The sequence below is a fragment of the Actinocrinis sp. genome (genome assembly GCF_035605935.1).
Lineage (GTDB): Bacteria > Actinomycetota > Actinomycetes > Streptomycetales > Catenulisporaceae > Actinocrinis.
This window is the reverse complement of record NZ_DATNGK010000310.1, coordinates 1-25,321: the sequence shown is the minus strand read 5'-3', so window position 1 is coordinate 25,321 and position 25,321 is coordinate 1. Positions and strand designations below refer to the sequence as shown.

The following is a 25,321-nucleotide window of genomic DNA, read 5'->3' as shown; positions in this document are numbered from 1 at the left end:
GCCGGCGAACACCCACTCGTGCAGGGGTTCGCCGTCGATGCCGAGCCCGTGCTCGATGCCCGCGCCCGGCGCGGTGACGTGTCCGTCCAGCGACATCGTGATGTCGACGATTACCTGTCCGGTCATCGGGCCAGCACCTCCTCCAGGCGCTGCATCGAGTCGCGCAGGCCGTGTTCCATGCCGCTGGCGACCATCGTGTCGCGCTGCTCGACCGTGCTGACCGCGTCGAGCCTGCGGTAGCGCTGCTCGGCTTGCAGTCGGTAGGCGTCGATCCAGCTGGTCAGCTCCTCGAGCGCGGCCACGTTCAGGTGGCAGGGGCGCCGCTGGGCGTCCCTGCTGCGGGTGATCAGCCCCGCCGCGGCTCGGCAGACGTCAACAGGCAGCAGGGAAGGACATCGGACCAGCGTTGAAGAGCCGACGACTCGGCCGGGACAGGACCGCGTGAGCTAAGCCGTGTGTAAGAAGTAGCGCCGGGGCCGCGACGCCTGCCACGCACGCTCGCTGCGTTGTCGGATCCCCGGTGCCGCCAGGCACCTGTTGGGCGCTGCCGTACGCCCGGTACGAGGACGACCCTCCGCCTTGCGATCGCACGCGCCAGACACCGCGGCCTTGTCCGACGCTACTTCTTACACACGGCCTAGGCCCTAGCGCGGCGCGGCGACGCTTTCGCGGGTGACCAACACGGGGGCGATCGTCTCGCGCTCGTCGGACACCACGCCGGTGCCGATCTGGCGCAGCAACACGTTCAGCGCCGCACGGGCCACCGCGTCGAAGTCGGGGCGGATCGTCGTCAGCGGCGGGACAAAGTACGCGGCCTCGGGAATGTCGTCGAACCCGACGATGCTCACGTCCTGCGGCACCACGCGGCCGAACTCGCGCAGCGCCTTGAGAATCCCGAGCGCCAGATGATCGTTCGCCGCGAATACCGCCGTGACGTCAGACATCCGTGCGAGCAGTTGACCGACGCGGTATCCGGCCGCCGGGCTCCAGTCTGCTGATAGGACGGGAGGTGGGTCGACGCCCGCGCGCTCAAGGGCGGCGCGCCATCCCGCAATCCGTCCCACACTGTCGAACCAGTCGTCCGGCCCGCTCACGTGCCATACCGTCGAATGACCGGCGTCAAGCAGATGCCGCGTGGCGAGGCTCGCTCCGGCGCTTTGATCGACCGTCACCAGCGGAGTGCTTCGTTGCGGATCGCCGTCGATGCACACCAGTGGCAGGTCGGTCGGCATGTGGTCCAGCGCCTCACCTGCCGAGGCCACCGGCGCGATGACGACGACGCCGGCCACGCGCTGGGCCAAGTGCCGGTCGACCGCCTCGGCGATCGACCGCCGGTCCAGAGCCCGCACGCTCGCTACCGCGACCGCGAATCCGGCGTCTGACGCTGATTGTTCGAACGCGGTCAGCATCGAAGCCGGACCGAACAGCGTCGTGTTCTGGGCGACCACGCCGATCACCTTGGAACGCCCGGTCACGAGGGCGCGCGCCGCGTTGTTGGGCCGGTAACGCAGCTCGGCCATCGCAGCCTGCACACGCAGCCGCGTCTGCGGGCTCACGTTGGGGTGGTCATTGAGCACGCGCGAGACGGTCTGATGGGAGACCCCGGCCAGTTGCGCCACGTCGGTGATGGCCGCGTCGCGCGCAGGCGGACGCGGTTTCCCGTTCTGGTCGCCGGCCGTAGCCCCAGCCCTGCCCACCGCGCACCCCTCTACCGCTTACACACGGAACAGTCCGGCCGCCAGGTGAGGACGACTTAGGGATCTATGTTATCGCTCGTGGTGATGAGTGGTCGCACCTTCAATGATGAATGCGGCGAAATCTTTTTCCGTGCTTGACGGACGTGTTGTTAACGTGAACACTCTCTCACAGCAAGGCTCTGTCACTGCATAGCGAAGCCGCTTCTGCCTGCGGTTTTGCATTTTCAGCGTGAGGATTGCGCAGCGTGAGCGATAACAGAGGGCGGTCTGAGAAGCCGTCCTCAGCTGCCATTGCCACTCGGCGTTCGCTGACTCGCCAATCGCCCTGGCCGGGATTTCGGGCGACCCGGCCGCGGCTCGGCCAACTGAACGGACGAACAGGAGTTCGTAGACCGTGATCATGATCAAATTCTCATCCCCGCGGATAAGACACCGGAGTCGGATCGCAGCCACGGCGGTCGCCCTGGCCCTCATAGGCGCGACCTTCGGCACGAGCGCGGCGGCGCACGCGGCCACTGCGACCACCGCACCCAGTGTGCAAGGCCCCTGCGACATCTATGGCGCGGGCGGAACTCCGTGTGTCGCCGCCCACAGCACCACCCGCGCCCTGTATGCCTCCTACGACGGCCCGCTCTACCAGGTCAAGCGGCTGTCTGACGGCAGGACCAAGAACATCGGCGTCCTGGGCCGAGGCGGGTACGCCGACGCGGCCGAGCAGGACGAGTTCTGCGCCGACACGACGTGTCTCATCACCCGCATCTACGACCAGTCCCCGAAGCACAACGACCTCACCCAGGCGCCTCGCGGAGCATTCAGCGGCCCGGCGATGGGCGGCGCGAACAACCTCCCGATCGCGGACATGGCGCCGATCACGGTCAACGGTCACAAGGCCTACGGCGTGTTCATCGAGCCCGGCATGGGCCTGCGCGACAACGACACCAACGGCATCGCGACGGACGACCAGCCGGAGGGCATGTACTGGATCGTCGACGGCAAGCACTTCAACGGCGGCTGCTGCTTCGACTACGGCAACGCCGAGATCGACAGCCGCGATGACGGCGACGGCACCATGGAGACGAGCTACTTCGGCAACGCCACCTCCTGGTATCACGGCAATCCGCCCGGGCCGTGGGTGATGACCGACCAGGAGAACAACCTGGTGGGCTGCGTCAACCCCGGCAGCACGTCAAAGCTCTGCGCGCAGCTGCCGAGCGTGACCTCCCGGTTCGTGACCGCCGTGGCCAAGGGTGAATCCCACCACTGGGCCAGCCTGAGCGGTGATTCGCAGCAAGGCGCCCTATCGACCATGTTCGACGGGCCGCGCGTCGGCCCCACGTATGATCCGATGCGCAAACAGGGCGCTATCGTCCTGGGCAACGGCGGCGACAACAGCAACGGTTCGCAGGGCACGTTCTACGAAGGCGTGATGACGGCCGGATACCCGACCGACGCCGTCGACCAGCAAGTGCAGGCCAACGTCGTGGCAGCCAAGTACGACGTGCAGCGGCTGAGCCTGGCACCGAGCGCCGCGACCGCGAACCCGCCCGGTCTCCAGACGTTCGCGCCGGGCGCGGGTCAGGGTGTTACCGAGACCTTCACGAACACCACGGGCTCGAATGTCGCCAGCGTCAAGCTGAGCCTGTCCCTGCCGAGAGGATGGACCTCGACGGCGCAGGGGCAGACCACGTTCTCCTCGATCGCGCCTGATCAAAGTGTGAGCGCGACCTTCAACGTCACCTCGGGGACGAAGGCTTTCAACGGCGATCTGGTCGGCAGGGCCCAGTGGCGGAGCCAGAACTACGCCCCGGAGCACGTCGACACGACGGCCGAGAAGGTACGCAACGACAGCCCCGTCAAGATCAACGAGTTCCGTATCGGCACCTCCGCCGACTCGACCAACTCGTTCATCGAACTCGCCAACACCGCCTCGTACGCCGTTGACGTCTCCAACTGGACGCTGAGCGAGCACCCGACCGGGCAGGCGGTCTTCTCGACGGTGACTATCCCAGCCGGAACGAAGATCGCGGCGCACGGCCACTACCTGCTCGGCCTGTCCACCTCAGGGCTCGCGGCTCCCGCCAAGCCGGGCGACACCACGCTCAACGTCCGCAGCGTCACCGGGATGAACATCGGCGACTCCGTAACGATCGGCACCGGCCGTACCGCTGAGACCGCGAAGATCGCGGACATCCCGGCAGGCGGGGCATCTGGACCGCGCGTCCCCGGAAAGATCGGCAACGCGGTCAAGCTGAACGGCTCCGACGAGTACGTCAACGTGCCCACCGGCATCGTCAGTACCCTGTCCGACTTCACCGTCTCGGCCTGGGTCAATCCGTCCGCCGACGCCACCTGGTCGCGCATCTTCGACTTCGGCACCGGCGAGAGCAATTACATGTTCCTCACGGTCGACGGCGGCGGCAGCGGGCTGCGGTTCGCGATCACCACGAACGGCGGCGGAGCGGAGCAGCAGCTCACCGGCGGCGGCCAGCTTCCGCTGAACACCTGGTCGCACGTGGCGGTGACGCTGTCAGGCACTACCGGCACCCTCTACCTCAACGGCAACCCGGTGGCGACCAACCCGAACATGACGCTGCACCCCTCCAGCCTCGGCAACACCAACCAGAACTACCTCGGCAAGTCGCAGTGGCCTGACCCGCTCCTGAACGCCACGATCGACGACTTCAACCTCTACAACAGGGCGCTGTCAGCGACCGAGATCGCCGCGCTGGCCGGCGGGCAGGCCGGCGCCGGCAACGTCGCCGACTACAAGTTCGACGAAAGCAGCGGAGCCACCGTCGTCGACTCCTCCGGCAGCGGCCACAACGCCGCGATCGTGAGCCAGGGATCGGCGGCTACCGCCAGCACGCCGCTGTGGCAGCCGGTGCCCGACGGTCCGATCACCATTCCCGCCCACTCGACCAACGTCCCGGTCACCAGCGCCGCGGGCTTCACTGTCGGCCAGAGGATAGCCATCGGATACGGCAGCCGGCTCGAGCTGGGCACCGTCACCGCTGTCGGCATGGCGGGCGCCCAAGCGCGGCTGGCGGCGCCGGCATCGGCCGGCTCGACCAACATCAAGGTCTCGTCGGTCGGCAACATCTCAGTAGGCGACAACATCCGGTTGGATATCGGCAGCAACGCCGAGAACATCACCGTCGCCGCGGTCGGCACCGCGGGCGCGAACGGTACCGGGCTGACCCTCGCCGCCGCGCTGACGAAGAACCACTCGTCAAACCTCCCGTTCAGCGACCGCGGTACCGGCATCACGTTCACACCGGCCACGCGGTTCGCGCACTCCAGCGATGAGCCGGTACAGGCACTGGGCGGCGGGGTCGTGCTCGACCACCCGTTGGCTCACAGGCAACCGATCAACGCACCGGTGCTTGACAACAGCGTCACGACGGCGGGTTATCAGGGTTCACCCACGCCCGACCAGTGGTTCGGCGGGCCCGCCTTGTCCACCAACGCCGGCAGCATGGTGTTGCGTGACGACGACGGCCGCGTCACTGACAGCCTGAACTACGGACTGCTGGTCGATCCGTGGGCCGCGGAGGGCTACCAAGGCGGCACCGGCAGCGGCTGCGTAGTCGCCACACCGGCGTTGGGCAGCGGAGCGGGCAAGAGCGCGAGCCGCTTCCCCGATGGCGCTGATACGGACAGCAACTGCTCCGACTTCATCGTCGCGGCCGCCACTCCGGGTGCGGACAACAAGTTCGCGCTGGATCCGGGGCCGCTGGTGTCACTGCAGGCGACCGCCGCCGGCAGCACGTCGAACTTCATCAAGCACGACGACACCGACGACCTGGTCGTCACCGCGCCGATCACGGCGAGCAGCGCGCAGACCGACAAGCTCGACGCGACGTGGGTCGAGGCGGCCGGCCTGAACAACCCGAGCTGCGTCTCATTCGAGTCGGTCAACAAGCCGGGCAGCTACCTGAGACACCAGAACTTCCAGTTCCACCTGCAACCCAACGACGGCAGCACCCTGTTCTCCCAGGACGCGACGTTCTGTCCGCAGCCAGGCAACAGCGGGCAGGGCACCTCGTTCCAGTCGGTGAACTTCACGACCAAGTACATCCGCACCTTCAACAACACCGTCTACCTCGCCAGCGACGGCGGAACCAACCCCTGGGACGACGCCACCACGTGGGCGACCGACTCGAGTTGGCTGGCGGATCAGCCGTGGGCGCAGGTTCAGTAGGTTCAGTAGCTCCATAAATGAGCGATCGCTCCCGGCGCCTGTATTGGCGCCGGGAGCGATCGCGCGTTCAAGCTGTGACGGTTACGGGATGCTCGGCACCACCCACTGGATCATGCCGACTGACGCGGTGCCGTTGCTCTGCATCAAGATGCGCAGCTTGGCGGTCGTCACCGAGTCGAAGCTGACCTGGTTGAACGTGTCCAGCGCGGTCGGCTGGCCGCTCTGGTTGCTCACGTCGGCCCAGGCGGCGCCGGTCCAGTACTGCACGGTCCAGGACGAAGGCGCCAGCAGGCCGCCGCCGTCGTCGGCCCAGTAGACCTCGGTGCCATTGGTCGTGATCGGCGCGGCCCAGTCCAGCTCGACCCAGTGCGACCCGGTCTGCGGCCAGTCGCCCCAGTAGGGAGTCAGGTTGCTGTCATCGCTGGACTGGATCGGGTAGCTGCCGTTGTTGACGGCCGAGACCGAGGTCCACGGCGAGGTGTAGGACGCTGATGCCGTCGCGGTCAGCGCCAGGTCGGTTGCGCCGGGAGGCAGTGGCAGCGGCTTTTGGGCGATCACCCACTGCTCCGCACTCACCGAGCCCGAAGCGTGGTCAGGTGCGCCGTACGTCGCGGTAGCCACCAGTGCGTTGCCACCGTTTGCAGTCGAGGCCGGGGTGACCTCGAAGGCGACGCTCGCGGACTTGCCCGGTGCGATGTCCGCGACCGCGGCCGGAGCGCTGACCGTCCAGCCCGACGGTGCCTGGAGACTGACCTTCACGTTCGTGAGGGTCGTGGCACCGGTGTTGGTCACCGTCGCGGTCGTCGTGGTCTGAGTTCCGGTCTGCAACGTGGGCTGGCTGTGGTTTCCCGGAACCGTGCTGGCGGTCTGCACGGCGACGGCCGGCTTGGCAGAGTGGCCGAGCACAATACGAGCGCTGCGACCGTACATGGTCACGGTGTGCGTCGCGGCGTCGTAACGGCCGCCGCTCACATTCTGCACGCCGGCATCGGCGAATATCGGCAGCTGGACTTGTGCGTTCGTGCCGGGCACAGCGCCGCCGAGGGTGACGTGCACAACCTTCGCGCCGCGCTCTTCACCGGTGTTGATCGACACGCCATAGGTGGCGCGATCGCCGTTCTTCTCGTTGTACGACGTGGTGAGGTTGTTCACGGTGATGCGCTGGCCGGGCACGATCCACGCGTCCGGAACTCCGCGACCGATGTAGAGCACAGTCTTGTAGGCATAGGAGCCGTTGGCGGTGGCGTGGGACTCGAGCCCGGGAGCGACGAGCGACTGAAGCACGGTTTGGATCTGACCAGCCATCGGCCAGGCGTACGGGACCGCGCCGAACTGCGGGGCGGCGTGGCTGCCCGCCCAGGGGTTGTTCGGGTTGGGCGCGCTGCCGTTGGCTTCCCACCAGGCGTTCGGGCCGCCGGTGGTCGACGCGATCTGCCAGGCGTAACTCGTGATCGGCAGGTCGCGATGGGCGTTTCCGTAAAGCGCGCCCTGCGTGTAGCCGGTGTTCAGCGCGACGCTGTATCCGTTGTACGCGCCGAAGGACGGGTAGGGCACGCCGGTTCCGTCGAGCCGGGCGAAGCCGGTCTGGTAGAGGTTGTCGGTCTGGGCGGGGTCGCCGAGGATCCCGTTGAGGACGCCGCCTTGCAGCATGACGTCCCAGATGTTCTGGCCCCACAGGTTCGAGCCGGCCCAGTTCGCGTCGTTCGCCGCGGCGCAGCGATCGGCGGTGGTCGGGACGTTGACCTCGCAGGGCAGGAAGTTGAAGCCGTTGGCCTTCTCGTTGGCGGCGAGACCGGCGTTCACGGCGTTCAGCAGGCTGGTGTAGGCGCCGTCGGCCCACTTGGCCTCGGCGGTGTTACCGATCCTGGTGGCAATGTACTTATATGCCGAGAGCCCGGCCAGCGCGGTCTCGTCGTCGAAGAGCCAGGTGCCTTCGGAGTCGTTGTCGAAGGACGAGGAGAGGTAGCCGGTCGTGGCGTCGAGCTGCGCGAGGTAGTCGGTGTGCATGAGCGTGTACAGACTCGGACCCCACTGGCTCGCCGCGCTCGCGTCGTCGTGGAAGTACTTACTGACGAACGCGGTGTCGCTCGTGCCCTGGAGATACGCGGCCCAGGCGACCGGAGTGCGCCACGGACCGTCCCAGTACCAGTTAGCGCCGACCTCGTCGAAGTTGGCGTCTTCCGAGATCCGGCCGTTGAGCAGCAGGCCCTGCGCGTCGGTGTAATCGCCTTGCTCGAACTTGGCCGCGAGGATCCCGGGGATGTCGTGGTTGAGTAAGTAGGCGTAGTTGTTCGCGGCGGAGAATGGCGCGTCGCCGGCCTGCACAATCCGCGTGTATATGTACGCAGCCTTGTATGCGTTGTCGATCGACGTGCCAGGGTTCTTCAGTCCATTGGTGTTCGGCAGGTTCACGTTGGGCAGCGAGAGCTCGGGCGTCACCGAAAGGCGGTGCTTCCAGTAGCGTTCCATGTTCTCGTATGCCGCGCCGTAAGACAGGGCGCCGTGGTGCCCTGAGGCCGGAGTGATCGCAGCCACCGAAGGCAGCGGGACCGTGGTGCTGAACGTGTCGACCGCGGCGACGAAATCGTGCCGAACGGTCTGTCCCGGCTGCACGATGTCCGACGCCGAATCGAGTTGCACGAGGTTTGGCCCGGACTGTCCTGAGGGCACTGATACGGCCGCGCTGCCGTGGTTGGTCACCTGCACGCGGGTGTAGACAAGCTCGGTGGGAGCGCCGCCGATGGACTGCTCGTTGGCGAAGTCGGTGATCGAGACGGACACGTTGTTGCGGGTGAACGAGGTGGTCATCGCGGGCAGATAGCCCTCGGCCTCGTTCCATTGCACGGACCCGGCGGCCGGCGCCTGGCCGGCGGCCAGGCCGTAGGTGTAGACGCCGAAGGAGTACATGGCGCCGCAGTAGGTCGTGCCCTTGCCGTTGGCCTGGTAGGTCAGCGGCACGCCGCGGGCGAAGTAAGAACCCGAAAGGTAGGCGAACGGCGCGTAGTAGTTGCCTTCCCAGCCGATGACGGTCTGGTTGGCGTATCCGAAGCCATTCGGATCGTTCGGGGTCGGGAAGTTGGTCCCATAGTCGCGCGGTAGCGCGGAGTTCTGGCAGATGTTCACCGGCATCGTCGGCAGGTGCTGGAGTTGGTTGCCGCCGCCGCTTGTCCGCGCCGCCGCCGCGGCCGACAGCGTCGTGCCGGTAAGCGAGGCGAGGGCGATGGCTGTCACGGTGATCGACGTGAGTTTTCGGCGTGTTGGTGTGCCCATGCGTGGCACCTCCCAGGGTACAAGGGCATGGAGAAAGTGATTTGAGGAAATTGACTTACTACGTGTGCGGCGCGTCGAGGGGTAGCCAAACCCGCATCGTGGAGGGGCCTCGATTGGCCCAGGCGTGGTATGGCACCAGGGGTATGTCAGCAGTCTTCATCGTCTGGTCGGGCTCGGGCTGGTGCCCGTCTGCCGAATAGGGCCAGCCGTGGTCTGTCGAGGCACGGATTCGGCAACGCACGACGACCTGGCCGCCAATCAGGCGCGGCGGTTCACTTGCGTCTACGCGCAGTTGGTCAACGGACGCCGTTTCGGGGACATCCACGGATTCCAGCGCCATCACGAGCGGACCGCGCTCGACCGCGACACATCCGCGGACGGCGTCGATCCGAGCGTCGGGGTAGGTGAATCGCGCATTCATCGGCAGGCGCAGGATGACCTCGTCCCCGGGCTGCCACAGTCTGCGCTCGGTGATCACGCCAGCATTGACCGGCCTGGTATCCCCGCCGACCGTGACGGACGCACCCTGCGTCGCCCAGCCGGGAACCCGCAGCGACAGCGACCAGGGCTGGTCAGCGCGGCTATCGATGCGCACGCGGATCAATCCGTCGTAGGGATAGTCGGTAGTGACGGTGACTTGTAGCTCCTGGCCGTCAACCCGCGTGTGGCTAACCGTGCCGGACGCATACTGGTGCAGCTGAAGGCCGTCGTCGTCCGCGGTGGCCACATAGGCGGTCAAGCTAGCCAGGGTCCGCGCGACGTTGGTCGGGCAGCAGGAGACCTCGAACCACGGCGCACGCAGCGAGGGTGCCGCGCGCACGCTCGGCCGATCGGCGTCCGGGGGAGTGCCGAGCTCCCTGCGATGCAGCGTGTTGGCATAGAAGAACGCTTCTCCGTCGCTCGCGGGCGAGGTCGAGATCACGTTGAACAGCGTTCGCTCGATCAGGTCGGCATAAGCCGGGTCGCCTTCGGACAGCAGCAGTCGCCACGCGAGCATCACCGAAGCGACGCCCGCGCAGGTCTCCGAATATGCGCGGTCCGGGGGAAGCACGAAGTCCTCCGCGAACGCCTCGTCCTGGTGACGTGATCCCATGCCGCCGGTGAGGTACGTGCGCCTGGCGACCGTGCGCTGCCACTGCCGGGCCACGGCCTCGCGCAAGACGACGTCATCCGACTCGTCCGCGAGGTCCACGGCGCCGGCGGCGAGATACAGCGCGCGGACCGCATGGCCGCGGAAAACCTCCGCATCCCGCACGGGAATGTCGTCCTGGAAGTACTCCCGGCCGAACTCGATTTCCTTGAGCACATGGTGGCCGCGGCGGTCGATGAACAGCCGGGCCTGTTCGAGATAGCGCGCTTCGCCGGTCACGCGGTACAGCTCGACGAGCGCCGACTCGATCTCCGGATGACCGTCGACGGACCCGATCCCGTCCTCGCCGAACACCTCGCAGACCAGATCGGCCGCGCGCCGGGCGACTTCCACCAGCAGGTCTTCCGGGTGACCGGTGCGGGCGCGCGCCACGGCCGCCTGAAGCAGGAAGCCGATGCAGTACAGCTCGTGTCCCATCTCCAGGTCCGACCAGCGCGGCTGCTGGCCGGGCCGGCCGAACTTGGTGTTGATGTAGCCGTCAGGCTCCTGCGCCGCCGCGATCCGCGCGACGATCGCGTCGTATCGCTGCTGGAGCGCCGGATCCGGCCGCCGGCCGAGCTCCCACACCATCGCCTCGAGAAACTTGTAGACCTCGCTGTCGGAGAATTCGCGACCGCGCCGGTCGGCGGGAAGCCGGCGCTCGCGGGCGGCGTCGAAATTCGCAAGCCAGCCGGTCCGTTCGAGCCAGCGGTCGATGTGCGGCAGGATCGCGCTCTGGTTGCGGTGCTGGAGTTCGGCCCAGTAACCGGCCGTGATGCGAACGTCGGTGAGGGACAGGGGACGCAGTCTCGCCGCACGCGGCGCGACCGGGCGGCCTGCGGTCGGTGCGCCGTCGGCGCGCAGTGGCTGCAGGCGTGCGGTGTCGGTTGTCATCAATCAGCCCTTGAGTGCGCCGGACATGAACCCGCGGACGTACTGCCGCTGGAGCAGGATGAACAGGACGATGCAGGGCAGTGCGAGCACCACCACCCCCGCTTCGGTGGCGCCGTAGTCGATGACTCCCATCACCTGCGCGCGCAGGTTCGCGATGGCCACCGGCAGCGGCAGCTTGCTGGAGTCGCTGATCAGCACCAGCGGGGTGATGAAGTCGTTCCACGCCGCGAGGAAGGCGAACAGGCCCACGGTCACCAGCCCCGGGCGCACCGCGGGCACCAGCACTCGAATCAGGGCTTTAAGGGTGCCGCACCCGTCGACCAGCGCCGCCTCCTCCAGTTCGCGGGGGACCGACTCGAAGGAGATGCGCATCATGAACGTCGCGAACGGCAACTGGAACATCGTCAGGACCAGCGACAGGCCGAGCAGCGAGTTCTGCAGGCCGATCCGGTCGAGCAGCACGTAGAGCGGGATCAGCAGCGTGGCGTAGGGAACCATCAGGATCGCCAGCGTCAGCATGAACAGCAGGTTCTTGCCCGGAAACGCGAACCGCGCGAAGGCGTAACCGCCAAGCAGCGAGATGGCGAGGGTGAAGAACACGGTAAGTCCCGAGACGATGACGCTGTTCAGGACGTACTGCCAGATGCCGGACTGATAGTGGGTCAGGGTGTTGTAGTTGCCCATGCCCCAGCCGTGGAACTGCGCGGTGCCGGCCTGCGGCGAGACGGAGCGGATCGCCGACCAGAACAGCGGGAACAGGAAGATGATCGCCAGACCGCCGGTCAGGACGTAATACGGGGTGCGCACAGCCAGGTTGGCCAGGCCGGGGTTTTGCCGGCGCCCCGCTCGGACGCCGTAGGTGGCTGCCATGTCAGTTCTCCTTGCCGCGCAGCCAGCGGAACTGGCCGATGTTGAGCACGAGCAGGGCGGCGAGCACGATGATCGACAGCGCCGCGGCGAGACCCAGGTCGTTGCGGCCCTGGAAAGCCGCGTTGTAGATGAGCTGCACGACCGTCAGGGTGCTGTTGTCCGGGCCACCCTTGGTGAGGATGTAGAACTGGTCGAACGCGAGCAGCGAGCCGGTGACGCACAGGATCGTGCAGAGCGCGAGCGACGGGCGGATCAGCGGCAGCGTGATGAGCCGGAACCGCTGCCAGCGTCCAGCGCCGTCGATCTCGGCGGCTTCGTATACGTCGGCTGAGATCCCCTGCAGCGCGACCAGCAGAAGCAGCATGTAGAACCCTGCGTACCGCCACACGATCAGCACCACCGTGGACCACAGCGCGTGGCCCGGGGTTCCCAGGAAGGACACCGGTCCGTTGGTGATTCCGAGGTCTTGCATGACCTGCCCGAACGGGCCGCTGTCGGGGGAGTAGAGCGCGTAGAACAGCAGTGACGCCGAGGCCAGGCCCAGGGCGCTGGGCACCAGGATCGCGGTGCGCAGCAGACCGGTCCATCGCGTCGATTCCTGGACCAGCAAAGCCAATCCGAGCGCGCAGCCGATCAGGATCAGCGTGGTGACCACCGTGTACTCGATGGTGAACCGCACCGCGGGCCAAAATAGGCGCTGATCGACCGCGGTCGTGAAGTTGTGCGGGGCGTTAATGCCCTGATTACCGCTGAACAGTCCCCAGTCGGACACGGACATCTGCGTGACCAGCAGCAGGGGAAGGACGAAGAACACGACGACGAACGCCAGAGTCGGAGCGGCGTATGCCCAGCCGGCCAGACGGCGTCGGCGGCTCAGGCCGCGCCGGCGCCGCGTGGACGGCGAAACCGCGCCTGGTGGAGGGGAGGATGCGGAGTGCATCGTCGGTGACTGAACACTCATGGTGCTCCTGATCATTGACTGCCCTGATCCTTGACTGCGAGAGCGACGCAGGCGGCGCCGATAGGTGGCGCCGACGAGGGCCGGCGCCACCTATCGGGTTCTGTCACTGGCCGAGGACGCTGTTGATCGCGCTGTTGTCCTGCGTCAGGTTGTCCTTGCCGTTGAACACCTGGTCGCGCAGCAGCGTGACCCACGGGCTGCCCGCGGCGTTGAACGCCTGCTGGAAGTTGATCGCGATCGGCGTCTTGCTGTCCGCCGAGGCGGCGACCTGGTTGATCGTCACGACGCGCGGGTCCTTCGCGGCGTACTTGTTGTTCGCCAGATCGCTGCGAGAGACGATGCTGTCATTGGCGGCCAGGACGTTGACTTGCGCGTCGTCGGACATGAGCCAGGCGAGAAAGTTCCACGCCTCGGCCTCGTGCTTGGAGTCCTTCGAGACGCCGATGCCGTCGCCGCCGACGAAGGTCGACTCGCCGCCGTCGGGGCCCGGGATCGGCGCCACGCCGGCGTCGACGGTCTTGTTGACGGTGGCGAGCAGCGACGCCGGGTACGGCATGACGCCGATCTTGCCCTGCTGGAAGGGGCCGACCCAGGTGGCGCCGGTCTCGTCCTTGCTGGCCGGATCCACGGCCCCGGCATTCCACAGCTGCTTCCAGTCGCCGTACACCTGCTTGGCGGTGTCGCTGTCGAGCATCGACTGGGTGCCGTCCGGGCTCAGCACGTCCTTGCCGGCCGCCCAGATCATCGGGAACCAGGTGAAGACGTTGCAGCCGCCGCAGTTGCCGCCGAAGTAGGTGCCGTAGACGCCCGGCTTGTGCAGCGCCGCGATGGCCTTTGCCTGCTGGACGAACTCCGCGAGTGTGGTCGGGCCCTTATTCGGGTCGAGGCCGGCCGCCTTGTACAGCGTCTTGTTCCACATCATCACGGACAGGTCCAGCACGAACGGCAGCACATACTCCTTGCCCTGATACGTGCCGGCCGCGAGGTGGCCCTTGTTGATCGAGCCGGCGAAGGGCAGCTTGCCGATCTGGCCGGTGAGGTCCTGCCACAACCCGGCCTTGACCCAGTTGGGTGCGTAGACGATGTCTGAGGCGAACAGGTCCGGCAGGCCGCCGCTGCCCGCAGCCGCGCCGACCTTGGAGACATAGTCGTCGTTCGGCACGATGGTGAGCTTGACTTGGTTCTTGTGTGATGAGTTGTATGCCTTGACGAGCAGATTGGCCTGAAACTCCAGCGGTGCGCGCGTCCATAGGGTCAACGTGGTGCCGTCGTCGGTGCCGTTGATTCCGCCCTGGGCGACCGTGCCGCCCTTCGCGCCGCTGCCGCTGCTACAGGCCGCCAGGCTGACCGCGGCGACCGCGACCACGGCGATGACGGAGTGCCGGCGGCGACTCCTGGAACGAATGCTGATCACGGGCAGCACTCCTTGATCTCGCGCCCGCGCCATCGCGGGGCTAAGTGTTTTCGGATTGTTTTTCGTTCGGCTTGCTGAGCACGTGGGAATCTGCGCGCCGCTCGGGCCATGATCAGCGAGGTGACATGGCCTTTTCTGACTTATGAGCCATCGATCTGCCGTCATCACGATGTCCGAAAAGGTTTTCTCAGAAGGTAGTCTTGGGTAGAACCCTGGTCAAGGCTTTGAAGAGGTATCGTTTTCACAACAGCACCGCGACGATGACGGGAGGGGCGTTGGCGAGGCGAGTTGCCCAGCGCTCGAGCGGGCGTGTTGCCACGTTGGAAGACGTCGCTCGACTGGCCGGGGTATCCATCGCGACGGCCTCTAAGGCGTTGAACGGTCGCACGCACGTCTCGGCCGCGACGCGAGCCGCCGTGCTGGAGGCCGCCGCGCGCTTGTCGTACTCTCCGAACGCGCTCGCGCAGGGGCTGCGCGCCGTTCGCACCGGAATCGTCGGGCTGCTCACCTCCGACCTGGAGGGCCGGCTCTCGATTCCGATCCTGATGGGCGCGGAGGATGCCTTCGGGGTCGGCCGTACCAGCGTCCTGCTGTGTGACGCACGAGGCGACTCGATCCGCGAGGCCCGTCATCTGGAAACTCTGCTGTCCCGCCGGGTCGACGGACTGATCGTGGTGGGCGCCCGCCCGGACCCGCGTCCGTCGATTGGTCGCGACCTGCCCGTGCCCGTCGTCTACGCTTACGCGCCGTCGGAGGATCCGGATGACCTGTCGCTGGTCAGCGACAACGTCTCCGGAGGCCGGATGGCGATCAGCCATCTGATCGAGGTCGGCCGGCGCTCGATCGCCCACATCAGCGGCGATCCCAGCTACGGCGCGGCGCAGGACCGCGCCGCCGGGGCGCTGGCCGAGTTGACCGAGCAGGGCCTCGAACTGGCGGGCGGCCGGGTGTACTTCGGCTCCTGGTCCGAGTCCTGGGGACGCAGCGCCACCAGGATGCTGCTATCCCACACGCGGGACATTGACGCCATCTTCGCGGGCTCCGACCAGATCGCCCGCGGCGTGATCGACGCGCTGCACCGCGCCGGGCTCGATGTGCCGGGCGATGTCGCCGTCATCGGGTTCGACAACTGGGAGATCTTCACCACCAGTTCCCCGCCGCCGCTCTCCAGCATCGACATGAATCTGGAAACGCTGGGCCGCGTGGCCGCGGAGCGGCTCTCGGCCGCGCTCGGCGGCGATCTCAGGAAGGGGGTCGAATCGTTGCCCTGCCGCTTGGTCCCGCGCGAGTCGACCACCTCGGCGTGAGCGGCTCGCCAGCGGAAAGCGGCCCCGCCGCAGCCGATCGTGGGCTCTCGACACGGGCACTGCGCACCCCTTGACAGGATCACGGATTCACAGCACCCTGCGTTGTGAACGTTAACATGCTCGGGAAGGACGGCTGCTGCGCAGGCGCCATCGCCTGAATCCGAAATCCGCACCATATCCTACTGTTGATACTCTCTGTGACTTTCGAACCGGGGCCAGTCCCACCCGATCAACGGGCGGCCCCGTCGGCGTCAGGGCACCGCGCCGGCATCTCGCACGCTCATACCGCGGTGACTTCATGACGTCGATCGCCCGTCCGCGGGCGATGGCGAAAGCTGGATCGCCTGCCGCACCGGTCGACGCGACGTGACCGGCAGGTGCCGGACGATCCCTTCCTCTCGGAGCTTTGACATGGGATTCATGACACGACGGCGCTTTCTGGAGAGCTCCGCGGCGGCAGTCGCCGCCGCAGCCGCGCCGCACGTGATGCCGGGTCGCCCGGCGCAGGCGCAAACGCAGGCCTCTGTCACGGGCGCACTTCCTCCTTACGTCGGCGCGGGCAGCACGGCGCCGGTCCGGCCGTTCCAGCTGTCCGACGTGCGGCTGGGCGCCGGCCTGTTTCAGGAGAAGCGGGACCGGATGAAGAACTTCATCCGGCAGTTCGACGAGCGCCGCTTCTTGGTTCCGTTCAACGCCAATGTCGGCCTGCCCAACCCGCCCGGTGTGTCGGAGGTCGGCGGCTGGGAGGGCGGCACTCAGCTGACCGGCCACTGGACCGGTTTCTACTTGAGCGCGCTGGCCCAGTGCTATGCCGACCAGGGCGAGCAGGTCTACAAGGACAAGATCGACTGGATGGTCAGCCAGCTGGCGACGGTCCAGGCCACGATCGCCGGCCTGGCCGCAAGTTCCGCCCAGAGCCCGCAGGCGGCGAGCATCGGCCGGGTCGCCGGACGGTTCGGCAACGCGCTGGCGCTGGGCGGGTCCAGCGGCGCGCAGTACGTGACACTGCCCACCGGGATCACCGCGCAGCTCACCAACTTCACGATCGCCGGATGGGTGAACCTCGCGTCGGCTGACCCGTGGGCGCGGCTGTTCGACTTCGGCCAGAACACCAGCATTTACATGTTCCTCGCCCCAGCCGCCGGGGTCACCGGCACGCCGCCGCGATTCGCGATCACCACCGGCGGCGCCGGTCAGGAGCAGCAGCTGACCGGAAGTTCGGCGTTGCCGACCGGTCAATGGGTGCACCTGGCGGTAACCCTGTCCGGGACCACCGGGACGCTGTATGTGAACGGTCAGGTGTCCGCCACCAACACCGCCATGACGCTCAACCCGGCCAGCCTCGGCGCTCCGGGTAACCTGTGGATCGGCAAGTCAGCGTACTCAGATCCCTACCTGAACGGCAGCGTCGACGAGTTCCAGATCTTCAACAGGGCGCTGAGTCAGGCCGAGGTCTCCTCGCTGCAGAACTCGGCGGCCGGGAGCACCGGTGGCGGCAACGTCGCCTGGTACCGGTTCGACGAATCCAGCGGCGCCACCGCGCTCGACTCCTCCGGCAAGGGCCGCAACGCCACGATCGTCCCGGTGGCGACCTCGACCTCATGGGTGCCCACCTTCCCGGGTTACCTCGGCGCCCTTCCCGACGACCTGGTGTTGCGGCTCGGTCCGCCGCGGTTCGCGACCTACGGCGGTGACAGCGGGACCTGGGCGCCCTGGTACACCCAGCACAAGCTCATGCGTGGTCTGCTGGACTGCTACGAGCTGGCCGGCAACCAGCAGGCACTGCAGGTTGTGACCACGATGGCGGACTGGGCGCATCTCGCGCTGTCGGTGGGCGACAAGAACCAGCCCGGCTACCCCGGGCCGATCACCAGGGCTGACCTGAACTACATGTGGGACGCCTACATCGCCGGAGAACTCGGCGCTTCGAACGAGCCGATCGCGGAGATCTACGCGCTGACGGGCGACCCGAAGCACCTGGAGACCGCAAAGTTCTTCGACAACCGGCAGTCGTTGTTCGGGGCCTGCCTCGCCAACCGGGACATCCTGTCAGTCACCGCGGCGAACAACCCCGGTCCGCGGCGCCCGGACCGGCTGCACGCCAACCAGCACATCCCGGGAAACGTAGGCTACCTGCGGATTTTCGAGCAGACCGGCGACAACGACTACCTCCAGGCGGCGAAGAATTTCTTCAACATGGTGGTACCGCACCGGATGTACGCGATCGGTGGAACCGGCGGTGACTACCCGGGTTCCAACGCCAACATCGAGCAGTTCCAGAACCGCGACGACGTCGCCAACGCGCTCGCGCAGAGCGGCTCGGAGACCGAGGCGACGCACAGCCTGGTCCAGTTGGTCCGCAACCTGTTCTTCCACGAGCCGAACGCGGCGTACATGGACTTCTACGAGCGCGCCACGGTCAATCAGCTCGCTGGTTCACGCGCCGACAGCGACAGCGCGGACGACCCGCTGATCACCTATTACCAGCCGCAGTCGCCGGGTGCCACGCGCGATTACGGCAATCTGGGCACCGGTGACGGCGGCGCCGGCCTCGAGGACCAGACCAAATACCAGGAGTCCATCTACGCCCAGTCGGCCGACGGCTCGACGCTGTGGGTCAACCTCTACATCGCTTCCACACTCACGTGGGCCGCGAAGAACTTCACCATCACCCAGGCCACCACTTTCCCGCGCGGCAGCCAGTCCCGGCTCACCATCGGCGGCGCCGGGCCGCTCACCATCAACCTGCGGGTACCCGCCTGGGCCGTGCGCGGCTTCACGGTAGCGATCAACGGGGTCGCGCAGCAGGTCACCGCGACGCCGGGCAGCTACCTGTCCCTGAACCGGACGTGGGCACGCGGCGACACCATCGACATCGCGATGCCGTTCAGCATCCGCATCGAGCGGGCGATCGACCGGCCGGATACCCAGTCCATCTTCTGGGGACCGCTGCTGCTGCCGATTCTCGGCGACCCGGGTAACGGCAACTTCAGGCAACTGACGCTCTACAAGTACCTCAAGCTGGACGGCGATTACTCGCGGGCGGCGATCATCCCGGCCGGCGTCACGTCGAGCGGCGATCCCTTGTTCAGTACCGGAAGCCTGAAGTTGCAGCCGTGGTACATCGGGGACGCGCAGCCGCACTCGGCGTACTTCCGGCGGGTCGAGCCCGAGATCGTGTTCGGCTCGATCGACAGCGGTGTGCCCAACGTCAAGCGCGATGACGGGCTGCCGAACTACGACGTCCCGGTTCAGGGCATCACATCGCCGGGGCACGACGGCCTGACCTTCCTGGACGTCGTCTGGGACCAGGCGCCGTTCCCCGACCAAGGCACTTTCGTGGCGGCCGTCACCAAGACCGCCAACGACTTCGCCGCCAAGGGCAAGCTCACCACCGCGCAGAAGAATGCTGTCGTATCAGCGGCCGGCCGGGCCCGTAAGGCACTGGCACCGTCATAATGACGCAGTGGTGAAGAACGAGCAGGGCGGCGGTGACTCGCAGACGGTGACGTTGCGGGTACCGCTGCCCAGCCGCGTGATGCAGGATCTGGTGGCGCTGGCCGAGCTGTACCACGCGACACCCGAACAGATGGTCGCCTCCTGGGCGCAGACCCACGTGGAAAACCTGATGGCCGGACTCACCCCGAGTGGCGCTCAACCACAGCAGCAGCCGTCGCGTGAACCGCCGAGTGCATCAGCGTCCTGAGCCTCCTCCCCTCAGCCCGGCTTGGTCGGCGGGGCTGACTTTCTATCCCGTTCATCAGTGATCGCACATTTGGCACTGGCGCACAGTTCGCCGGGGCTGGACTATGGGGCGCCACACGGGACGTGGCTTGGGGTGTCATCCCGACCGGAGCGCGGAGGAATCCGAGTGAAGAGCTTGATTCTGGCGGCGGTCATGGTCGCGGCCACGGCCGCGGGCGTCTCGCCGGCCGGCGCCTCGGCGGGGCCGAGTACTGCGGCGGTGACAGGCATCGACATCGATCCAGGTCACAGCAGTAGCTGGCCAACGGGGATCAACGATGGCAACCAGGTGGTCGGCGGTCACGACGTGGACGACCAGACCCACGGCTTCGTGTGGCGCGACGGGATCGTGACCGACCTCGGCACGCGGGCAGGCGGCGATTACAGCCTGGCCGAAGCGATCAACTGCACCGGCGACATCGTCGGCGAGAGTGGAAGTTACACCGCGCCGGGCCAGATTCACGCCGTGCTGTGGCGCGGCGGCACCGCGATAACGGACCTCGGCACCTTGGGCGGCAACAGCTTCGCCACCGCGATCAACGACAGTGGCGTGATCGTCGGGAGCAGTGAATTGCAGCCTTCTGGGACGCAGTTCCGTGCGGTCATGTGGCGGCAGGGCGTTATGAGGGTGCTGCCGACGATGCCAGGTTCTTATTACGACATGCCGAATCTGCTCAACGCTTCGGGCACGGCGGCCGGGTACAGCGTGCTGCCATCCGGCACCCCGCATGCCGCGCTGTGGGTGAACGGCACCATTCAGGATCTCGGCCTGGGCCGCGCGATCGGGCTCAACAGCCTCGGGCAGGTCCTGGTCGAAGGCGTGGATGCGCAGGGACGCACGTATCCGTTCCTCTGGGATCACGGCAGGAAGATCACGTTCCCGGCGAGCGTGCTCGCCGCCACCGCCTTGAACGACCGCGGCCAGGTGGCGGGGACCTACTTGTCCGCGGGTGCCGCGCAGGCACACGGATTCCTCTGGCACGCCGGCGCGCTCACCGATCTCGGCTTGCTCGCCCCGGTGAGCCTGAACGACGAGGGCCAGATCCTCGCCGGCAGCACGACCAGCTACGGACTCGCCTTCCTCTGGAATCACGGCAGCGTCACCGCATTGCTGCCCAAGGACGGCACGGTCGCTATGCCCACGCTGCTCAACGACGACGGGCTCATCGCCGGCACCGCTGGCGTGGACACCGCGACGGCTTGGCGACTGCCGTAGGGCCCATCGGCACGGTGGGTGGCACGTGGTCAGTAAAAGCACTCGCGGACATGACAAGACGTGGCGGTCAGAAACTTGCGGCCAAGTTTCGGAAAGAGTCATTGACTAGCGCCCCGCGCTGAGCGCATACTCTCCAGCGATCGAAGCTCTCCGCAACAGAGATCCCACCACGGTCACAGTTCGTCCACCAGGCACGTCCGTACGAGCATGCCCAGAATTGGAAAGCTGCGGGTTGCGGTGCTCGTCGCGCCTCGGGGCACGTGCCCAACCAGCGGCGTCGGCATAGCCGGCCTGCGGCTTGACACCCGGGATCGGCATGCCCGAGACGTTTCGCCAGGTAGGCGTGATTTTACGAAAACTTTCGGCCGGTCGTGACAGCGACTACTTATCAGGGGGTTCCACGGTGACGAGGAAAACGCGCGGCGCTACGGCTGTCGCGATCGGCTTGGGCATGGTGCTGGCCGCCACCGGCTGCGCCGGCGGGAGCAGCTCCGGCGGCGGTTCGTCCGACGGCAAGGTCACCTTGACCCTGTGGGAGAACGCGACGACCGGGCCCGGTGCGAAGTACTTCCAGGACGCGGCGAAGGCGTACCACGCGCTGCACCCGAACATCACGATCAAGCTCCAGACGATCCAGAACGAGGACCTCGACGGCAAGCTGCAAACCGCCCTCAACTCCAACTCCGCGCCGGATATCTTCCTGCAGCGCGGCGGCGGCAAGATGCAGGCCATGGCCGACGCCGGCCAGATCCAGGCGCTGAACCTCACCGATACCGACAAGACGAACGCGGGTGCGGCGGCGATCGCGGGCAACACGATCGACGGCCAGGTCTACGCGATGCCGATCGACTCGCAGCCCGAGGGCATCTACTACAGCAAGAACCTGTTCCAGCAGGCCGGCATCACCGCGACACCGACGACGATGGACGAGCTCGAAGCCGATGTCGCGAAGCTGAAGACGATCAACGTCGCGCCGATCGCGGTCGGCGCCAAGGACGCCTGGCCCGCCGCGCACTGGTACTACAACTTCGCGTTGCGCGAATGCAGCCAGACCACCATGACCAGCACCGCCAAGTCGCTGAAGTTCACCGATCCGTGCTGGACGAAGGCCGGTGACGACCTGACCTCGTTCCTGAAGGTCAGCCCCTTCCAGAAGGGTTTCCTTACCGCCTCCTCGCAGCAGGGCGCCGGGTCGTCCGCGGGCATGCTCGCCAATCACAAGGCGGCCATGGAACTCATGGGCAACTGGGACCCCGGCGTGATCGCCAGCTTGACCCCGGACCAGAAGCCGCTGCCGGACCTGGGCTGGTTCCCGTTCCCCGCGGTCTCCGGCGGCCAGGGCGACCCGACGGCGATCATGGGCGGCAGCTCCGGATACTCGCTGTCCAAGCACGCGCCGAAGGAGGCCTTCGGCTTCCTGGAGTTCATGGTGACCAAGGACCAGCAGGAGGCTTACGCGAACGCCTTCTTCACGATTCCGGTGAACAAGGAGGCTCAGGGAGTCGTCACCGCCCCCTACAACATCTCGGCGCTGCAGGCCTTCAACAAGGCCGCCTACGCCATCCAGTTCCTTGACACCGAGTACGGCCAGAGCGTCGGCAACGCCATGAACACCGCCGTGGTGAGCGTGATGGCCGGCCAGGGCAGCGCCGCTGACATCGTCGCGAAGACCAACGCCGCCGCCGCGAGAGACTGAGTAAGCACACGATGAGCGACACCCTGGGTACTGACACCACCACCGGGCGCCAGTCGCAGGGCACGACTCAAGTCGGGGACGCGGCCGGCGAGCCCGCGTCCCCGACTTCGCCGCGAGCGGCCGCACGCCGCCGCGGCCGTGCCAGGATGCGACTCGAGATCGCGCTGCTGTCCGGACCGCCGATCCTCATGTTCCTGGCGTTCGTGATCTTCCCGGTCGCGCTCGCCGCGTTCTACGGTTTCTACCGCTGGCACGGCTACGGGGCGCCCACCGACTGGGTCGGCCTGAACAACTACAAGCTGATCCTCACCGATCCCGCGTTCCAGCAGGTCCTGTGGCACAACTTCCTGATCATGGTGCTCTCCCTGGTCATCCAGGGCCCGGTGGCGATCGTCCTGGCGCTTCTGCTCAACCAGAAGATCCGCGGCCGGTCGATCATCCGGGTTCTGATCTTCGTGCCCTTCGTCATCTCCGAGGTCATCGTCGGCACCGGCTGGAGCCTGATGCTCCAGAGCAACGGGGCCGTCAACGACCTGCTGCAGCATGTCGGACTCGGCTCGCTGCAAGCCGACTGGCTCGCGAACCCGAAGCTGGCCATCTGGACCCTGATGGGGATCATCTCGTGGAAGTACATCGGCTTCGCGGTGATCCTGATGCTCGCCGGTCTGCAGTCCATCCCCGAAGAGCTTTTCGAGGCCGCCGCGATCGACGGCGCCTCCTACTGGCAGATCCAGCGCAGCATCACGCTGCCGCTGCTGGGACCGACGGTCCGCATCTGGGGGCTGCTGTCGATCATCGGCTCACTACAGCTTTTCGACCTGGTCTACATCATCTGGGGCCAGTACGTCTCGGGTACCGCGGGCACCTCGACCATGGCGATCTACATGGTCGCCCAGGGCCGCAACGCGGGCAACTACGGCTATGGCAGCGCCGTGGCGGTCGTGATGTTCCTGATCTCACTCATCGTCGCGGTGATCTACCAGCGCTTCGTCCTGCGCCGTGACCTGCGGGGCGCCGTCACCGAAGGAGCCATCTCATGAGCGCGGCGACTGCCAACCGCTGGTCCGCCGCTGAGCCCAATGCGCCCAGCGGCCGGCGCGACAACCGGGATAAGCCGCAGAAGTGGGGAAATCCCTTCACCTACTTCATCGCGCTGCTCTTCATCGCGGTCTGCGTCGCGCCGGTGCTGTACATCGTGGTCGGCGGGTTTCGCACCAACTCGCAGATCACCACGAGCCCGGCCGGCCTGCCGCATCCCTGGGTCATCAGCAACTACGTCAATACCCTGGCCTCGCAGACGTTCTGGGGTGAATTCGCCAACTCCGTCGTCGTCGCGGTCGCCAGCACCGTCGGCATCGTGGTGCTCGGCATGATGGCCAGCTTCGTGATCGCGCGCTATGACTTCAAGCTCAAGGGCGCGATGTATTCGCTGTTCGCCGCCGGCCTGATGTTCCCGCTGGTCATCGCGATCACCCCGCTCTACATCGTCATCAAGGACCTCGGCCTGGTCGACAACCTGTCCGGCGTGATCATCCCGCAGATCGCCTTCGGCCTGCCGACCACCGTCATCATCCTGGTGCCGTTCCTCAGGGCCATTCCCAAGGAAATCGAGGAGGCGGCCGCGATCGACGGTTCGAGCCGGCTCGGCTTCTTCTTCCGGATGGTGCTTCCGCTGTCTCTGCCCGGCGTGGTGACGGTCGGCATCTTGGCGTTCATCGGTAGCTGGAACAACTACGTCCTGCCCCTGTACATTCTCGATTCGCAGGCGAACTTCACCCTGCCGCTCGGCGTCCAGGCGTTCTCCTCGCAATTCTCCGTGGACACCGCGAAGGTCCTCGCGTTCACCTCGCTGGCGATGCTGCCCGCGCTGATCTTCTTCTCGATCTTCCAGAAGCGGATCGTCGGCGGACTCACCGGCGCCGTGAAGGGCTGAAACCTGGTTATTGGGCTTCGGAAATGGCAGTTGGCCACCGCCGCCGCGATGCAGCGGAGTTCGGCATCGTCTTTCCGCTCGTGCTCGCCGACGCCGAGCGGCTACCACTGCGGGCGTCGACCTCGGCGGTGGGCGGAAGGATGGTCCCTTCCGCCCACCGCCGCATCCGTGCATGAGCTGCTAGTCCGAGTTACAGGTTCGGGAAGCTCGGGAACGAGCAGGACGGGACGCTGCCGCCGGTCACCGGAGCCGAGAGCTTGGTGAGCGTGACACCGGTGCCAGCGGACGGGCCCAGGTTGGAGTTGTAGACCGCCGTGTTGGCGTACTCGGCGGTGTAGGCGGTGGTGTCGAGGTTGACGTACTGGAGCGTGAGGCCGGTGATGTGCGAGGAGTCGTAACCCTCGATGATCGACTGCGCGCCCGAGACCGAGTTCTGCGACACGAAGCCGTTGACGACGATGTCGGTGAACTCGGGGATGTTGCTGGTGCTGCTGGAGGAGGAGTAGCGCGGGTTGAACTCCATCACGTGCTCGACACCTGAGACGCAGGTGTTGTCGTAGGTGACCGTGGAGACGGTGCCGCCCTTGCTCGGGTAGCTCTTGATCCGGATGCCGTTGTTCAGGGTGCTGACGTTGCCGGAACTGTCGGTGCCCTGCACGGTGTTGTTCTCCACCAGCACGTTGCTCACCCCGTCGTTGGTCTCGCTGCCGACGGAGATGCCGTGCGTGCCGTAGAAGTGATTATTCAGGATCGTGATATTGCTGACCGCGCCGCTGCCGCCCTTGATCGCGATGCCGTCGTCGCCGTCCTGGATGTACGAGTTCTCGATCGTGATGTTGGTCGACGCGTCCGGGTCGATGCCGTCGGTGTTGCGGGCGGTGGCCGGGGTCTTGATGCGCACGCCCCAGGCGGTGAAGCCGTTACCGCTCTTGTAGGTGACGTGGAAGAACGCGCCGTTGGTCAGGTTGATGTCGTAGAGGGTGGCGTTG

At 66.6% G+C, this 25,321-nt stretch carries 15 protein-coding genes and 1 pseudogene; 8 read left to right on the top strand and 8 right to left on the bottom strand.

The window, feature by feature from the left end; translation table 11 throughout:
- Positions 1-122 precede the first annotated feature (122 nt).
- Positions 123-359: pseudogene (locus VN779_RS25235) on the bottom strand (hypothetical protein); the annotation flags it as partial.
- Between the two features lie 285 nt (positions 360-644).
- A complete protein-coding gene (locus tag VN779_RS25230) occupies positions 645-1,628 on the bottom strand; it encodes a LacI family DNA-binding transcriptional regulator (RefSeq protein ID WP_349260940.1) in 984 nt (327 codons plus the stop codon).
- Between the two features lie 469 nt (positions 1,629-2,097).
- Here VN779_RS25230 and VN779_RS25225 point away from each other — a divergent pair, with 469 nt between their 5' ends.
- Positions 2,098-5,898 (top strand): arabinofuranosidase catalytic domain-containing protein, encoded by a 3,801-nt coding sequence (locus VN779_RS25225; protein WP_325727651.1) that lies wholly within the window; start codon positions 2,098-2,100, stop codon positions 5,896-5,898.
- Positions 5,899-5,979: 81 nt separating this feature from the next.
- Here VN779_RS25225 and VN779_RS25220 read toward each other — a convergent pair whose 3' ends face one another.
- The 5 genes from VN779_RS25220 to VN779_RS25200 all read right to left on the bottom strand — a co-directional run bounded on the left by VN779_RS25220 (position 5,980) and on the right by VN779_RS25200 (position 14,433).
- Positions 5,980-9,168, bottom strand: a complete 3,189-nt coding sequence (locus tag VN779_RS25220) for an NEW3 domain-containing protein (protein ID WP_325727649.1) — start codon at positions 9,166-9,168, stop codon at positions 5,980-5,982.
- A 58-nt stretch (positions 9,169-9,226) separates the two neighbouring features.
- Positions 9,227-11,191 (bottom strand): glycoside hydrolase family 127 protein, encoded by a 1,965-nt coding sequence (locus VN779_RS25215; RefSeq protein WP_325727647.1) that lies wholly within the window; start codon positions 11,189-11,191, stop codon positions 9,227-9,229.
- A 3-nt stretch (positions 11,192-11,194) separates the two neighbouring features.
- Positions 11,195-12,061 (bottom strand): carbohydrate ABC transporter permease, encoded by an 867-nt coding sequence (locus VN779_RS25210; protein ID WP_325727645.1) that lies wholly within the window; start codon positions 12,059-12,061, stop codon positions 11,195-11,197.
- Position 12,062: 1 nt separating this feature from the next.
- Entirely contained in the window at positions 12,063-13,022 is a 960-nt protein-coding gene (locus tag VN779_RS25205; RefSeq protein ID WP_325727643.1) for a sugar ABC transporter permease, read from the bottom strand.
- A 103-nt stretch (positions 13,023-13,125) separates the two neighbouring features.
- Positions 13,126-14,433: an ABC transporter substrate-binding protein gene (locus VN779_RS25200; protein ID WP_414639753.1), complete on the bottom strand. Its 1,308-nt coding sequence runs from the start codon at positions 14,431-14,433 to the stop codon at positions 13,126-13,128.
- 263 nt (positions 14,434-14,696) lie between these two features.
- Between VN779_RS25200 and VN779_RS25195 the strand changes: the two genes are divergently transcribed.
- From VN779_RS25195 to VN779_RS25165, 7 genes are all read left to right on the top strand, one after another.
- Entirely contained in the window at positions 14,697-15,743 is a 1,047-nt protein-coding gene (locus VN779_RS25195; RefSeq protein ID WP_325727639.1) for a LacI family DNA-binding transcriptional regulator, read from the top strand.
- Between the two features lie 411 nt (positions 15,744-16,154).
- Positions 16,155-19,202 (top strand): beta-L-arabinofuranosidase domain-containing protein, encoded by a 3,048-nt coding sequence (locus VN779_RS25190; RefSeq protein WP_325727637.1) that lies wholly within the window; start codon positions 16,155-16,157, stop codon positions 19,200-19,202.
- 7 nt (positions 19,203-19,209) lie between these two features.
- Positions 19,210-19,449, top strand: a complete 240-nt coding sequence (locus VN779_RS25185; protein ID WP_325727635.1) for a hypothetical protein — start codon at positions 19,210-19,212, stop codon at positions 19,447-19,449.
- Between the two features lie 165 nt (positions 19,450-19,614).
- Positions 19,615-20,703 (top strand): hypothetical protein, encoded by a 1,089-nt coding sequence (locus VN779_RS25180; protein ID WP_325727634.1) that lies wholly within the window; start codon positions 19,615-19,617, stop codon positions 20,701-20,703.
- A gap of 403 nt (positions 20,704-21,106) precedes the next feature.
- Entirely contained in the window at positions 21,107-22,399 is a 1,293-nt protein-coding gene (locus VN779_RS25175) for an ABC transporter substrate-binding protein (protein ID WP_325727632.1), read from the top strand.
- A gap of 11 nt (positions 22,400-22,410) precedes the next feature.
- The gene (locus VN779_RS25170; RefSeq protein ID WP_325727630.1) at positions 22,411-23,439 is read left to right on the top strand and encodes a sugar ABC transporter permease; all 1,029 of its coding nucleotides are present in this window, start codon (positions 22,411-22,413) and stop codon (positions 23,437-23,439) included.
- A complete protein-coding gene (locus VN779_RS25165) occupies positions 23,436-24,332 on the top strand; it encodes a carbohydrate ABC transporter permease (protein WP_325727628.1) in 897 nt (298 codons plus the stop codon). The genes VN779_RS25170 and VN779_RS25165 overlap by 4 nt, the downstream gene beginning before the upstream one ends.
- 190 nt (positions 24,333-24,522) lie before the next feature.
- On the opposite strand, the gene VN779_RS25160 is transcribed toward VN779_RS25165, so the two are convergent.
- Positions 24,523-25,321: glycoside hydrolase family 28 protein (locus tag VN779_RS25160; protein WP_325727626.1), on the bottom strand; the 799-nt coding region annotated here is incomplete at its 5' end.